Source organism: Luteimonas sp. KH_071 (assembly GCF_057838005.1).
In genome coordinates this window covers 2910101-2924445 of the sequence record NZ_CM174458.1, presented here as the reverse complement: position 1 = coordinate 2924445, position 14345 = coordinate 2910101, and the positions used below count along the sequence as shown (strand labels likewise).

The following is a 14345-nucleotide window of genomic DNA, read 5'->3' as shown; positions in this document are numbered from 1 at the left end:
GAGGTCAGGTCGGCGTAGGACAGGCGCAAGCGCGCATGTGGCGATTGCTCAGGCGAGCAGGCCGGACAGCGCCAGCCGGTCGCGCAGCGCCTGCAGCGCCAGTGCGCGGTGGCTGATGCGGTTCTTTCGCTCGGGTTCCATTTCGGCAGCGGTCAGACCCTGCGCGGGATCGAGGAACACCGGGTTGTAGCCGAAGCCGTTGTGGCCGCGCGGCGCATCGAGGATGCGGCCTTCCCAGCGGCCTTCGGCGATCAGCGGCTGCGGATCGTCGGCGTGGCGCAGCAGCACGATCACCGCATAGAAGCGCGCGCTGCGTTGCGCCTCCGGCAGTCCGTCGAGTGCCTGCAGCAGCTTGGTGTTGTTGGCGGCATCGTCGGTCGGGCTGCCGGCGTAGCGCGCGCTGTAGAGTCCGGGCGCGCCGCCGAGCGCATCCACGATCAGGCCCGAGTCGTCGGACAGCGCCGGCAGGCCGGTGACCTTCGAGGCGTGCCGCGCCTTGATCAACGCGTTCTCGACAAACGTGGTGCCGGTCTCGGGCACATCGTCCACGCCGAGTTCGCGCTGCGGCACGATCGTCAGCGGCAGATCCGCGAGCATTGCGCGCAGTTCGAGAAGCTTGCCGGCATTGCCGCTGGCCAGGACGAGGGTCTTCATTCGACTGGCTCCAGCAGATCCCACTTGGTGCCGTAGAGATCGACGAACACGGCGACGGTGCCGTAGGGCTCGACCCGCGGCGCTTCGAGGAAGGTCACGCCGGCCGCGGTCATCGTCGCGTGGTCGCGTTTGAAGTCATCGGTGTAGAGAAAATGGTCGACGCGGCCGCCGGTCTGGTCGCCGATGCGCGCGCGCTGCGCCGCATTGGCCGGCTGCGCGAGCAGCAGCGATGCGTCGTCGGCATCGCCGGGGCCGATCCGGACCCAGCGCTTGCCGCCGCCAAGCGGACGATCCTCGAACACCCGGAAGCCCAGCGCACGCGTGTACCACGCGATGGCGGCGTCGTAATCTGCCACCAGCAGCGTGGTCAGCGCGATGCGCCGCTTCGCGCGTCCGGATGTCATCCCGCGAGCGCTTCGCGCTGCAGTGCGACAAGCTGGGCGACGCCGGTTTCGGCCAGCTGCATCATCGCGTCCATCTCGGTGCGACGGAACGCGTGGCCTTCGGCGGTGCCCTGGACTTCGATGAAGCCGCCGCCGTCGTTCATCACGACATTCATGTCGGTGTCGCAGTCGCTGTCTTCGGCATAGTCGAGATCGAGCACCGGCACGCCGCGATAGATGCCGACCGAGACGGCCGCGATCGCGCCGTGCACCGGGTCGCGGGTGATCTCGCGGCGCGCGCGCAGTACGCCGATCGCATCCACCAGCGCGACATAGGCGCCGGTGATCGCGGCGGTGCGCGTGCCGCCATCGGCCTGCAGCACATCGCAGTCGAGGGTGATCGTGCGCTCGCCGAGCGCCTTGCGGTCCACGCAGGCGCGCAGGCTGCGGCCGATCAGGCGCTGGATTTCCAGCGTGCGGCCGCCCTGCTTGCCGCGCGAGGCTTCACGATCGTTGCGGGTGTTGGTGGCGCGCGGCAGCATGCCGTACTCGGCGGTCACCCAGCCCTCGCCCTTGCCGCGCAGAAAGCCCGGCACGCGGTTCTCAACGCTGGCCGTGCACAACACGCGGGTGTCGCCGAAGCTCACCAGTACCGAGCCCTCGGCGTGGCGCGTGAAGCCGCGCTCGAAGCGCACGGCGCGCAGTTGATCGGCAGCGCGGCCGCTGGGACGGGTGAAGTCGGACATGGGAAGCCTGGAAGGGGGAAAGCGGGCCTGGATTCTAGCAGTGGCGCCGGCACCGCCCCGGCGGGCGGTGGCATACTCGTCCGCCGTTTTCCGCAGTGAATGTGCCGATGATCCGCAGCATGACCGCCTTCGCTTCAGGCGAGCGCAGCACCGAGTGGGGCACGCTGGCCTGCGAACTGCGTGCGGTGAACCACCGTTTCCTCGAGCTCGGTACGCGGATGCCTGAAGAGATGCGAGCGGCCGAGCCCGCACTGCGCGAGCGGATCGCGACGAAGGTCTCGCGCGGCAAGGTCGATCTGGGCCTGCGTCTGCGCAGCACTGACGGCGGCGGCGAACTGCAGCTCAACCAGGCGTTGCTGACCCAGCTGCAGAATCTTGCCCAGGATCTGCGCGGCGGGTTCCCGGAATTGCGCGCGAGCCTGACCGAACTGCTGCAGTTCCCCGGCGTGCTGCAATCGCGCGGTGTCGATCCGGCGGCGCTGCAGGTCGAAGTGCTGGCACTGCTCGATACCGTGCTCGAAGATTTCGTCGCCGCCCGCGAGCGCGAGGGCGGCAAGCTGGTCGCTGCAATTCTCGAGCGCGTCGACGGCATCGCCGCGATCGCCGCCGAAATCCGCGTGCTGATGCCGCAGATCGGCGAGGCGCAGCGCGCCAAGCTGCAGGCGCGGCTGGACGACCTGCCGCATCCGGTCGAGCCCGGCCGCATGGAGCAGGAACTGGTGTTGTGGCTGCAGAAGCTCGACGTGGACGAGGAACTCGATCGCCTCGACAGCCACGTCGTCGAAATCCGTCGCGTGCTGACCCAGCGCGAGCCGCAGGGGCGGCGACTGGATTTCCTGCTGCAGGAGTTCAACCGCGAGGCCAATACGCTGGGCTCCAAATCGGTCGACCGCCGCAGCTCGCAGGCGGCGATCGAACTGAAAGTGCTGATCGACCAGATCCGCGAGCAGGTCCAGAACATCGAGTGATGCCGCGCGTGCCGGCCAGCCGCCGGCGTGGCGCCGCGTAAAGCGGTACGATGCGCGGCCTTTCGAGCGCTGGAGACGGGCGTGACCCCCGAATCCCATCATGCCGCGGATACGCCGCCGATGCGCGGCACGCTGTTCATCGTCGCCGCGCCGTCGGGCGCCGGAAAATCCAGCATCGTCAACGCCTGTCTGGCGCGCGATCCGGACATCGCCCTGTCGATCTCGTTCACCTCGCGCCTCGCGCGTCCCGGTGAGCGGCATGCCGAGCACTACCACTTCGTCGGCAAGGACGTGTTCCAGCAGATGATCGATGCCGGCGACTTCTTCGAGTATGCGCAGGTGCATGGCGACTGGAAGGGCACCGCGCGCCAGTCGGTCGAACCGCAGCTCGCCGCCGGCAAGGACGTGCTGCTGGAGATCGACTGGCAGGGCGCGCGCCAGGTGCGCGACAAGGTGCCCGAAGCCGTGAGCGTTTTCATCCTGCCGCCGTCGCGCGAAGCGCTGGACCAGCGCATGCGCAAGCGCGGCCAGGACAGCGAAGCGGTGATGGCCCAGCGCCTGGCCGCGGCCCAGGAAGAGATGTCGCACTACGACGAGTTCGATTACGTCGTGGTCAACGAGGATTTCGACACCGCCGTGGCCGAGATGTGCGCGATCTTCCGCGCGAGCCGGCTGCGCCGCGAACGCCAGGCCGAGCGCCACGCCGCACTGATCGCACGCCTGCTGCGCGAAGAGGCGGCCGAAATGGCGCAGGACGCGCGCTAAATGTTTGATTTATATAGTCGACGCTTGCGTCGGCATGGGCCCGGCGCTACGATACGCGACCCTTTTTCGTCAATTCGCGCGGCCGCTCCGGTCGCCGGGAGCCCGTATGGCCCGCATCACCGTAGAAGATTGCCTGGAAGTCGTCGACAACCGCTTCGAGCTGGTCATGTTGGCCGCCCGCCGCGCCCGCCAGCTCGCCAACGGCGTCGAATCGCAGCTCGACAACAGCGAGAACGACGACAAGCCGACCGTGCTGGCGCTGCGCGAAATCGCCGCGCGCCGCATCGATCAGCCCTTCATCGAAGCCGTCGACAAGTCCGAGCGCGAGCGCAAGGAGCGCGAGGCGCTGGAATGGGCCGCTGCCGAAGTCGTGGCCGACGAGGACATGGGCAAGGGCGACGATCTCTGATCCGCCGGCCGCGCCGCTGAAGCGCGGCGCCCGACAGCCTCACCGACGACCCCGCCCCGGCGGGGTCGTTGCGTTTGGGGCGACGCCGGAGCCGGACGTCGGGCGGCGTCGATATGGTTCCAAAACCCCGACCGTGCCCGTAGGCTTCGTGGATGACAGCCGCCGTACCCGCCGACACCGCGTTCGCACCGCCCGACGTCCCCGCGGACGATGCGGTGCCCGAGTACATGCGTGTGCTCGAGCGGGCAGCGCAGTACCTGCCCGACGAGCAGCGCGTGCAGTTGCGGCGGGCCTGGTCGGTCGGCGCGGCCGCGCACTCGGGCCAGATGCGCAAGTCCGGCGAGCCCTACATCACCCACCCGGTCGCGGTGGCGGTGGTGCTGGCCGAGCAGAAGGTCGACATCGAGACCCTGGTCGCGGCGATCCTGCACGACACCATCGAGGACACGCCGCTGACGCGCGAGGCGCTGGCGTCGGCATTCGGCGAGACCGTCGCGGAGCTGGTGGAAGGCGTCACCAAGCTCGACAAGCTCAACTTCGGCAGTCGTCAGGAAGCGGATGCGGAAAGTTTCCGCAAGATGATGCTGGCGATGGCGCGCGACCTGCGCGTGATCCTGATCAAGCTCGCCGACCGCCTGCACAACATGCGCACGCTGGGTGCGCAGCCGGGTCCGTCGCGCGAGCGCATCGCGCGCGAAACGCTCGACATCTACGCGCCGATCGCCCAGCGCCTGGGCATGAACAAGATCAAGGCCGAACTGCAGGATCTCGGCTTCCATGCGCTGCATCCGATGCGGCACACGATCCTGGAAAAGCGCATCCGCAACCAGCCGCTGGTGCGTCGCGAGGCACTGGCGAGCATCGAGGCGCAGCTCGCGCAGCGACTCACCAGCGCGGGCCTGCAATACCGGCTGGTGGGGCGGGTGAAGTCGCCGTGGAGCATCTACAACAAGATGCAGGGCGAGGGAAAAACCTTCACCCAGGTCATGGACGTGTTCGGTTACCGGATCATCGTCGGCAACGCGGCCGACTGTTACCACGCGCTGGGCATCGCGCATTCGGTGTTCAAGCCGCTCGACGGGCGCTTCCGCGATTTCATCGCGATCCCCAAGGCCAACGGTTACCAGTCGCTGCACACGGTGCTGTTCGGTCCCTACGGCGCGCCGATCGAAGTGCAGATCCGCACCGAAGAGATGGAGCTCATCGCCGAGCGCGGCATCGCCGCGCACTGGGCGTACAAGCACGGCGGCGAAGGCCCGAACAGCGCGCAATCGCGGGCGCATACCTGGATTGCGGGCCTGCTCGAATCGCAGCGCGCGACGGGTTCGTCGCTGGAGTTCCTCGAGAACGTCAAGGTGGACCTGTTCCCCGACGAGGTCTACCTGTTCACGCCCAAGGGCGACATCATGTCGCTGCCGCGCAATTCGACCGCGCTGGACTTCGCGTACGCGGTGCATACCGACATCGGCAACCGGGCAGTCGCCGCGCGTGTCGACGGAAAACTGGTGCCGCTGCGCACGGTACTCGCCAGTGGCCAGCGCGTGGAGATCGTCACCGCCAAGTCGTCGATGCCGCGCCCGCAGTGGCTCGAGTTCGTGGTCACCGGCAAGGCCCGGACCGCGATCCGAGCCCAGCTCAAGCATCTGCAGCACGAAGATGCGGTGCAGCTCGGGCACCGCATGCTCGATCGCGCACTGGAGATGCTGGGCACCTCGCTCGACCGTCTGCCGCAGGAGCGTCTCGATGCGTATCTGGTCGAAGCGAAGTATCCGCGTCTCGAAGAACTCATGGCCGACATCGCGCTGGGCAACTGGATGCCGGCGCAGGTCGCCATTGCGCTGGCGCAGCACGATGGCGGCGTGCCGACCGAGCGGATTGCGCGTGCCGGCGAGACGATCCGTATCCGCGGTGACGAACGTGGCGTCATCACCTTCGCCAACTGCTGCATGCCGATTCCCGGCGACGACATCATGGGCTACCACACCACCGGCCGCGGCATCGTCGTGCATCGCGTCGATTGCCCGAATGTGGCCGAGTTCCGCAAATCGCCCGAGCGCTGGGTCGCGATCGACTGGGATCGCGAAGTCGTCGGCGACTACAACGTGGCGCTGCGCATCGAGGTGGAGAACCATCCGGGCGTGCTGGCCCAGGTGGCCGCGGCGATCGCGCGCGTGCATTCCAACATCGACGGCGTGGAATACCTGGAGCGCGACAGCACGATCGCGGCGATCCGCTTCTCGATCGAGGTCAAGGGACGCAAACATCTGGCCGAAGTGATCCGACGGACACGTCGCCTGCCGGTTGTGCACGGTGTGCAGCGGATGTAATCCGAACCGCGGCCATGCGCGCGCCCGCTAGAATGCGGGCTTTCCTGCTGCCGGAGTTCCACGATGCCCCGCACGCCCATTTCCACGTCCGATGCGCCTGCCGCGATCGGCCCGTATTCGCAGGCTGTCCGCGCCGGCGACACCGTGTATTTCTCGGGGCAGATCCCGCTCGATCCGGCCACGGGCGAGATCGTCGCGGGCGACATCACCGCGCAGGCGCGGCGCGCGTTCGACAACCTCAAGGCCGTCGCCACTGCGGCGGGTGGCAGTCTCGATGACATCGTGCGCGTCGGTCTGTACGTCACCGATCTGGGCGAGTTCGCGCAAGTCAACGCGGTGATGGCGGAATATTTCGAATCGCCGTACCCCGCGCGTTCCACCATCGAAGTGCCGGCCCTTCCGAAGGGCGCGCGCTTCGAGGTCGATGCGGTCATGGTGCTCGGCTGAGGTCCACCGGTCCCGCATGAGCCGGTCAGCCACGCACGCGCCGACGCTCGCCGACGCAGGCCAGACGCCGGTGTCCGTGTTGTCGGGCGTCGGGCCGAAGGTCGCTGACAAGCTTGTCGCGCGCGGCCTGGCGACGATCGGTGACCTCTGGTTGCATCTGCCGCGGCAATATGAGGACCGTACGCACCTCACGCCGATCCGCCACCTGCGCGGCGGCGTGCCGGCGCAGGTCGAGGGCACGGTCGAGGCGATCGAGAAGGGCTTCCGGCGCCGGCCGATGCTGCGTGTGGCGATCGGCGACGACTCCGGCGGCACGCTGGTGCTGCGCTTCTTCCATTTCCGCGCTGCGCAGGTCGCGCAGCTCGCCGTGGGCACGCGCCTGTGCTGCTTCGGGACGCCGCGGCCCGGACAACACGGCCTGGAGATCGTGCACCCGAGTTATCGCGTGCTCGACGACGATGCGCTGACCGTGCTCGACGATCGCCTGGATCCGGTCTATCCCGCGATCGACGGCGTGGGTCCGCAGGTTCTGCGTCGACTGGTCGGACAGGCGCTCGACCGTCTGCCCGGCGACGACGCGCTCGAACTGTTGCCGGGCGATGCGCTCGCCGCGCTGGGGATGCCGACCTTGCGCGACGCGCTGCTCTACGTCCATCGGCCACCTCACGATGCGGATATCGCGATGCTGGCATCAGGCCGCCATCCGGCGCAGCGGCGGCTGGTGCTGGAGGAGATGCTGGCCCACCACCTCAGCCTGCGACGACAGCGCATCGCGCTCCAGGCGCACCGCGCGCCGCCTCTGCGGCCAGGTCCGATCGCGGCCGCGCTCCAGGCCTCGCTGCCGTTCGCATTGACTGGCGCGCAGTCGCGCGTGCTCCGTGAACTGCTGGCCGATCTCGCACGACGCAGGCCGATGCTGCGGCTGGTACAGGGCGATGTCGGCAGCGGCAAGACAGTGGTGGCGGCGCTCGCCGCCGCAACCGCGATCGACGCTGGCCAGCAGGCCGCACTGATGGCCCCGACCGAACTGCTGGCCGAGCAACATGCGCAGAACCTGCGCGCCTGGTTCGAGCCGCTCGGCGTACGCGTCGCCTGGCTTGCCGGCAAGGTCACCGGCCGTGCGCGGGCGGCAGTGCTGTCGGACATCGCATCGGGCGCGGCGCCGCTGGTGGTCGGCACGCACGCGCTGATGCAGACGAGCGTCGCCTTCCATGATCTGGCGCTCGCGATCATCGACGAGCAACACCGCTTCGGTGTGCACCAGCGCCTGGCGCTGCGCGACAAAGGCGCGGGCGGCGACCGCGTGCCGCACCAACTGGTGATGACCGCGACACCGATCCCCCGCACCCTGGCGATGTCTGCCTATGCCGATCTCGATGTATCGGCGATCGACGAACTGCCGCCCGGTCGTACGCCGGTGCAGACGGTCGTGCTCAGCAGCGAGCGACGACCGGCACTGGTCGAGCGGATCCGCCACGCCTGCGCCGACGGCCGTCAGGCCTATTGGGTATGCACGCTGATCGACGATTCGGACGAAGTCGTCGCGCAGGCCGCGCAGACCACCTTCGAGTTGCTGTCGAGCGCGCTGCCGGAGTTGCGGGTGGCGCTTGTGCACGGGCGATTGAAGCCCACGGCCAAGCAGGACGCGATGCGCGCGTTCAAGCAGGGCGACATCGATCTGCTGGTGGCGACGACCGTCATCGAGGTCGGGGTCGATGTGCCCAATGCCTCGTTGATGGTGATCGAGAACGCGGAGCGCTTGGGTCTTGCGCAGTTGCACCAGCTACGTGGTCGCGTGGGGCGTGGCAGCGCCGCATCGAGTTGCGTACTGCTCTATCAGGCACCCCTGTCACGGATGGCGCGCGAGCGCCTGGAGACGATGCGCACCACCAGCGATGGTTTCGTCATCGCTGAAAAAGATCTGGCGCTGCGGGGCCCGGGCGAGCTGCTCGGCACGCGCCAGACCGGCCTCGCCGAGTTCAGGCTGGCGGACCTGGCACGCGATGCCGACTTGCTGCCGGACATCCATCGCATTGCAGAGGCCTTGCTGGTTCACGCGCCCGATGTTGCAGAGCGTGTGGTCGCCCGCTGGATCGGCGGCGCAACGCGTTATGCGGCCGCATGACTCTGCCCGTGCTCGCTGCAGGCGGACCTGGAGTCGTTTCGTCGGTTCATCATGTCGACGAATTACCGTGCGGGGTTTCCTGACCGTCGGGACAGATGCCGCATTTCTCAGGCGCATTCATATACAGATTTCTGGGTAATTCTGAGACTTACGCATGGCTGGAGCGCGATCCAGCCACGTCACCCAGGGAGGGATGATGGACGCACCACGGCATCTTCATCGCGGACGACCACCCGTTTACGTTGGCGGGCGTCCGTGCGGAGATCGAGCGCGCGGAGGGATCGCTCGAGGTCGCAGGGGAGGCGGCCAATGGTGCGGCACTTCTCAAGCTGCTCGATGCGTCCCGCCCCGGCGATCTGCTGGTCACCGACTTCTCCATGCGCGGTCCGCAGCGCCGCGACTGCGATGGGTTGCCGCTCCTGCTGACGCTCCGGCGACAGTTCCCCGTTCTGCCGATCATTGTGCTGACCGATCTGGACAACGCTGCGATGCTGCGGGCAATGGTGGACGCCGGGGTCCGCGCGCTGGTGGACAAGAGTTCCGCACGCAGCGAACTGCTCGTTGCGATCCGGAATGTCGCGAAAGGACGGATCCATTTCTGTCACGCGGTACGCGCCGCGCTCGACCGCGCCGGCGGCGTCGATGGGCCGCAGAAGCGTATTTCGCCGCATGAAGCCGAGGTCGTGCGCCTGTTTGTGGGTGGACTGACCGTCAGCGAGATCGCAGTACGCCTCTCGCGCAGCGTCAAGACCATCAGTCGCCAGAAGAACGACGCCATGCACAAGCTGGGCGTCGACAACCACAGCCAGCTGTATGCCTATGCGCGCGACCACGGGTTGACGCCCTGACAATCCGCGATTGGTTTTCGCCTGGAGATGGCGCGGGGGTGGGAAGACGCACCGAAACGCGGTCGACGGAAGCGGGAGCCCGCGCTGTCGTGCACGGTGACCCGCCTGGCTATCGAGTGCACGAGCGTTGGACGCGCGTGCTGGCGGAAAAGCATCCTCTGCGCATGGGCGGGCGAGTCGGGCTGATGTGGCCGGCTCTGGGCCGACAGTGTTCAGTCTGCCCGCCCGGAGCCGCTGCGGCCGTCCGTTGCAGCCGGGTCAGTGCCGGTATCCGATGCCGGGGACGTGGCCTGGCCGAAGTCGCGAGACTCGCATTGCACAGCGTCACTGCATACCGCACAGGAGGCCGGAAGGCCCGCGGGCTCCACGTCGCTGTAGGTGGGTCGGGTGATAATGCGGCATGACCGATAAAATTCCCCTCCTGATCGATACCGATCCTGGCGTCGACGACGCCCTGGCACTGCTGCTGGCTTTCGGCGACGACGCGCACGACATCGTCGGCCTGACCATCGCCGCCGGTAACGTTGGCCTCGACCACACCGTCGCCAATGCGCTGAAGTTGTGCGAAGTGGCCGGCCACAGCCATGTGCCCGTATTCGCGGGCAGCCCGTCGCCGTTGCTTCACGCCGCTCCCGATGCCGCCTACGTGCATGGCAATGACGGGTTCGGCGACATCGGCTACACGCCGGCGTTGCGCGGCGCCCAGGGCGAGCATGCCGCGCTGGCGATCCTGCGCCTTTCCCATCTCCACGCAGGGCGCCTGGTACTGGTTGCGCTGGGGCCGCTGACCAATGTCGCGCTGGCGCTCAAGCTCGACCCGACACTGCCATCGCGCGTCGCGCGTTTCGTGGCGATGTCGGGTGCGGTGACCGGCCATGGCAACATCACGCCGAGCGCTGAGTTCAACGCCTACTTCGATCCCGAGGCCGCGAAGATCGTGTTCGATGCGTTCCCGGTGTTCGACCTCTCCGACTGGAAGGCCACCGTCGCCCATGGCCTGCCGCACGATGCGGTCCTCGGCTGGATGCAGACGGGCGGCGAGATCGGCCGGTTCTACGAGGCCATCTCGCGCAAAACCCGCGAGTGGTCTGCGGACCGTCGCGGTGACGACTGGCATTCGGCCGATGCACTGGCGATGGCCTGGGTGCTTGAGCCTGGCGCGGCGCTGGAGGTCGTCGAGCGTCCGCTCGACGTGGTGCTCGACCATGGCCCGGCCCGGGGCACGACGATCGTGGACTGGAACCGCCAGCTCGGCCGCCCCGACAACGCCCGCATCCTGATGCGCTACGACACCGGAAGATTTCACGCCCGGATCCGTCGTGTGCTGGCCGGTTGACCATGGATCGACCGGCGACTTGCGCCGGGGTCCGGTCGATGGTTAAAATGCCGCTCTTCCCTTGCGCAACTTTGGTGCCGCCATGAAGGCCGACATCCATCCCGAATACCGCGAAGTCGTCTTCCAGGACGTCACGTCCGACGGTTTCAAGTTCCTGACACGCTCGACCCTCGCCGCCACGGCGAAGGAAAAGATCCAGTGGGAGGACGGTAACGAATACCCGCTGATCAAGATCGAAGTCTCTTCGGCCACGCATCCGTTCTATACCGGCCAGAACAAGATCATCGACACCAGCGGTCGCGTCGACAAGTTCCGCAGGCGCTACGCCAAGTAAGCGCGTGTGGAGCGGTGCGTGCTGCGAAAGCGGCGGGCACCTTCCGACGACTCAGCGGCCGCCCTTGGGCGGCCGTCTGCATTCCGGCTCTCCGCTTGTCGCCGCCGCAGTCATGTCGCGGCGAGCTTCGCCATCTTCGACCTTCGTGCAATGCATGCATACCGGCGCGCATGGAGTCGCTATGCGATAATTGACGCGTTGCGGCATGCGCCGCCCGCCAGGCCGGATGGCGTCGCCGTCCGGAGAAATGAGGAGCCTCCAGAGTGTCTGAATCCAACGCCAAGCTCGACCAGGTCACGCTCGATGCCGCCGGCAAAACGGTGACGCTGCCCGTTCTGCACGGCACGCTCGGCAATCCCTGCATCGACATCTCGAAGCTGCCCAAGGAAACCGGCTGCTTCACCTACGACTCAGGCTTCACCGCCACCGCCAGCTGCAAGTCCGCGATCACCTACATCGACGGCGACGAAGGCGTGCTGCTGTACCGCGGCTACCCGATCGACCAACTGGCCGAGAAATCGAGCTTCCTCGAAGTCGCGTATCTGCTGCAGGCCGGCGAACTGCCGACCGCCGACGAATTCGCGAAGTTCGAACACGAAGTCACGCATCACACGATGATGCACGAGTCGCTGAAGAGCTTCCTGCAGGGTTTCCGTCATGATGCGCACCCGATGGCGATGCTCGCCGCGTCGGTCGCGTCGATGTCGGCGTTCTACCACGACACCCTTGATCTGCAGGATCCCGAGCAGCGCCGCCTCGCCGCGATCCGCCTGATCGCCAAGGTGCCGACGCTGGCCGCCGCCGCGTACCGCTACTCGATCGGCCAGCCGATCCGCTACCCGCGCAACAGCCTGAACTACGTCGACCGCTTCCTGCACATGATGTTCGAAGTGCCGAGCGAGCCACTGGAGCTCAACCCGGTCGTCGCCAAGGCGATGGACCTGCTGTTCATCCTGCACGCCGATCACGAGCAGAACGCGTCGACGTCGACCGTGCGTCTGGTCGGTTCGACCGGCGCGAATCCGTACGCGTCCGTCGCCGCCGGTATCACCGCGCTGTGGGGCCCCGCGCATGGCGGCGCCAACGAGGCGGTGCTCAAGCAGCTGGCCGAAATCGGCACGGCCGACAACGTCGAGAAGGCGGTGTTGCGCGCGAAGGACAAGAACGACCCGTTCCGTCTGATGGGCTTCGGCCATCGCGTCTACAAGAACTTCGACCCGCGCGCGAAGATCATCCGCGAGATGACCCACAAGGTGCTCGGCGAGCTGGGCATCAACGATCCGTTGCTCGATGTCGCGATGAAGCTCGAAGAGGCGGCGCTGAAGGACGACTACTTCGTCGAGCGCAAGCTCTACCCGAACGTCGATTTCTACAGCGGCATCATCTACAAGGCGCTCAACATCCCGACCGAGATGTTCACCGTCATGTTCGCGATCGGCCGCACCGCCGGCTGGGTTGCGCACTGGCTCGAGCAGCAGGTCGATCCGGAAGCCAAGATCGGCCGTCCGCGCCAGATCTACACCGGCTACGACGTGCGTGATTACAAGGGCGCCGAGCAGCGCTGATTCATCCGGCACGCCGGGTCCTCCGACCCGGCAACCCACGACAGGGCGGTCTTCGGGCCGCCCTTGTCGTTTCCGGAATTCGCCAGCGCTTGTCGGAGATTCCCGACGTTCGCTGCGGGCGCTTCCCGGCTGTCGATTCTGCGCAGCTTCCGCAGACTGCCCCGACACGCGCCCCTCCGCGTCCCGTGCCTCACGGGCCGCCCGGCGCTTGACTCACGCGAAGGGGAAGTCGGATGAAGATGCGATGGATGTTGGCGGCGCTGCTGACCTGCGCAGCCGTGCTTGCGGGTGCACACGTGGCTGCACAGGAGATGTCGTTCCGGAGCGGTCTGATCACGGGTATCAGTCCGATGCAGGTCGCGGCATCCGCCCAGCAGCAGGCGAAGCCGTCCCAGACCGGCGGCGCCTTCGGCCGCGCACTGGGTCGGATGGCCGGGCGTGCAGCGTCCCGGGTCACCGGCGAGTATTCCTACGAAGCCTATGAAGTCGCCAGTGGCGCCGCCCGCGACGTCGTGGAGGGTGCCACGACGGCACCGGCGACAGGCGGTCAGACCGTGACCGCCTACATGGTGATGATCCGGTTCGACGACGGCAGCGAGTCGGCGATCCGCGCCGCAAGCGCGGACGGCCTGCAGGTCGGTGCCCGTGCGCGGGTATTCGGTACGGGGCAGGGCGCACAGATCGTCATGGAATGAGTGCGTGTGCCATCGCAATGATGGCCCGCCACGCTCAATCGGCTTCGTGCTCCAGTGCGATCAGCTGTTCGAGTTGTGATCGCGACGCTCGGCGCATCGGTTTGTCGTCCATGATCGACAGCGGCGCCTGCCGCAGGCTCGCCTCCGGCAACACAGTCAGATCAAACGTCAGGTCTTCGGCCGAGAATACCCACACGTCGAAATCACCCATCCGTTGGCGGTCCAGTCGCAACCGGCGCATCCGGCTCTCGGCCGGAATGCCGTGATCGTCGAGAAAACGGGCAAGGCCGCCCGTATCGTCGGTATGCACATGCAGCGTCACCGCGGAATGCGCATCCGCGGTTCCTTCAAGTACGGGGCCGACGAGTCGCGGGGAGAACCGCTCGAAAAAGCCCATAGCGCGCAATGCCGCGTCTCGGCGTTGGCGCACGGCGTCGGTCTGGCGCGCGCCCACGAACAACCGCTGGTATTCGCGCAGTGCATCCTCGATCTCCCGATTGCGTGGCAGCGACGCGTCGTCGTGGATGCCGAGCCGGCTCGCAGCCTTGAGCTTGGCGGCATGGAAGTCGCGTATTCCGCCTTCGGCCATGAGCCGGGCGGCCTCGTGCGCAAGGCGATGGCGGCGTTCGCGGGTCTGTGTTGCCGCGTGCTGACGTGCGCGATGCATGCGCGTCCCCTGTGCTCGATCACCTGCACTCGACTGTACGCCCGCGTCGTGACGGGTCAAGACATCGCGCGACGCG

General features: G+C 67.3%; 15 protein-coding genes. 11 read left to right on the top strand and 4 right to left on the bottom strand.

The genetic code is table 11. The features are described from left to right. Positions 1-48 precede the first annotated feature (48 nt). The 3 genes from rdgB to rph are packed head-to-tail and all read right to left on the bottom strand — an operon-like array spanning position 49 to position 1783. Complete coding sequence (gene rdgB / locus AC3IRM_RS13475; RefSeq protein WP_489203595.1) at positions 49-654, bottom strand: RdgB/HAM1 family non-canonical purine NTP pyrophosphatase; 606 nt, start codon at positions 652-654, stop codon at positions 49-51. Next, positions 651-1058, bottom strand: coding sequence for a VOC family protein (locus tag AC3IRM_RS13470; RefSeq protein ID WP_489203594.1), 408 nt, complete (start codon positions 1056-1058; stop codon positions 651-653). Before AC3IRM_RS13470 ends, rdgB begins: the two co-directional genes overlap by 4 nt. Continuing rightward, positions 1055-1783: a ribonuclease PH gene (gene rph, locus AC3IRM_RS13465; protein ID WP_489203593.1), complete on the bottom strand. Its 729-nt coding sequence runs from the start codon at positions 1781-1783 to the stop codon at positions 1055-1057. The genes AC3IRM_RS13470 and rph overlap by 4 nt, the downstream gene beginning before the upstream one ends. Positions 1784-1890: 107 nt before the next feature. Here rph and AC3IRM_RS13460 point away from each other — a divergent pair, with 107 nt between their 5' ends. From AC3IRM_RS13460 to AC3IRM_RS13410, 11 genes are all read left to right on the top strand, one after another. Continuing rightward, on the top strand, positions 1891-2751 hold the full coding sequence (locus tag AC3IRM_RS13460) for a YicC/YloC family endoribonuclease (RefSeq protein WP_489203592.1): 861 nt from the start codon (positions 1891-1893) through the stop codon (positions 2749-2751). A 120-nt stretch (positions 2752-2871) separates the two neighbouring features. Beyond that, on the top strand, positions 2872-3516 hold the full coding sequence (gene gmk / locus AC3IRM_RS13455; RefSeq protein ID WP_489205927.1) for a guanylate kinase: 645 nt from the start codon (positions 2872-2874) through the stop codon (positions 3514-3516). 106 nt (positions 3517-3622) lie between these two features. Beyond that, positions 3623-3925: a DNA-directed RNA polymerase subunit omega gene (rpoZ, locus tag AC3IRM_RS13450; protein WP_159680144.1), complete on the top strand. Its 303-nt coding sequence runs from the start codon at positions 3623-3625 to the stop codon at positions 3923-3925. A gap of 152 nt (positions 3926-4077) precedes the next feature. After that, positions 4078-6252 (top strand): RelA/SpoT family protein, encoded by a 2175-nt coding sequence (locus tag AC3IRM_RS13445; RefSeq protein ID WP_489203591.1) that lies wholly within the window; start codon positions 4078-4080, stop codon positions 6250-6252. A gap of 63 nt (positions 6253-6315) precedes the next feature. After that, complete coding sequence (locus tag AC3IRM_RS13440; RefSeq protein ID WP_489203590.1) at positions 6316-6699, top strand: RidA family protein; 384 nt, start codon at positions 6316-6318, stop codon at positions 6697-6699. Between the two features lie 16 nt (positions 6700-6715). Then, the gene (gene recG, locus AC3IRM_RS13435) at positions 6716-8824 is read left to right on the top strand and encodes an ATP-dependent DNA helicase RecG (protein WP_489203589.1); all 2109 of its coding nucleotides are present in this window, start codon (positions 6716-6718) and stop codon (positions 8822-8824) included. Between the two features lie 242 nt (positions 8825-9066). Continuing rightward, positions 9067-9672 carry a response regulator gene (locus AC3IRM_RS13430; RefSeq protein ID WP_489203588.1) on the top strand — a complete coding sequence of 202 codons (606 nt, stop codon included), beginning with the start codon at positions 9067-9069 and terminating at the stop codon, positions 9670-9672. Positions 9673-10072: 400 nt separating this feature from the next. Continuing rightward, the gene (locus AC3IRM_RS13425) at positions 10073-11008 is read left to right on the top strand and encodes a nucleoside hydrolase (RefSeq protein WP_489203587.1); all 936 of its coding nucleotides are present in this window, start codon (positions 10073-10075) and stop codon (positions 11006-11008) included. A gap of 82 nt (positions 11009-11090) precedes the next feature. Then, positions 11091-11342 (top strand): type B 50S ribosomal protein L31, encoded by a 252-nt coding sequence (locus AC3IRM_RS13420; RefSeq protein ID WP_232134337.1) that lies wholly within the window; start codon positions 11091-11093, stop codon positions 11340-11342. Positions 11343-11605: 263 nt separating this feature from the next. Further along, positions 11606-12907 (top strand): citrate synthase, encoded by a 1302-nt coding sequence (locus AC3IRM_RS13415; RefSeq protein WP_489203586.1) that lies wholly within the window; start codon positions 11606-11608, stop codon positions 12905-12907. A 233-nt stretch (positions 12908-13140) separates the two neighbouring features. After that, positions 13141-13602 carry a hypothetical protein gene (locus AC3IRM_RS13410; RefSeq protein ID WP_489203585.1) on the top strand — a complete coding sequence of 154 codons (462 nt, stop codon included), beginning with the start codon at positions 13141-13143 and terminating at the stop codon, positions 13600-13602. Positions 13603-13636: 34 nt separating this feature from the next. Here AC3IRM_RS13410 and AC3IRM_RS13405 read toward each other — a convergent pair whose 3' ends face one another. Next, positions 13637-14269, bottom strand: coding sequence for a hypothetical protein (locus AC3IRM_RS13405; protein WP_489203584.1), 633 nt, complete (start codon positions 14267-14269; stop codon positions 13637-13639). Positions 14270-14345 lie beyond the last annotated feature (76 nt).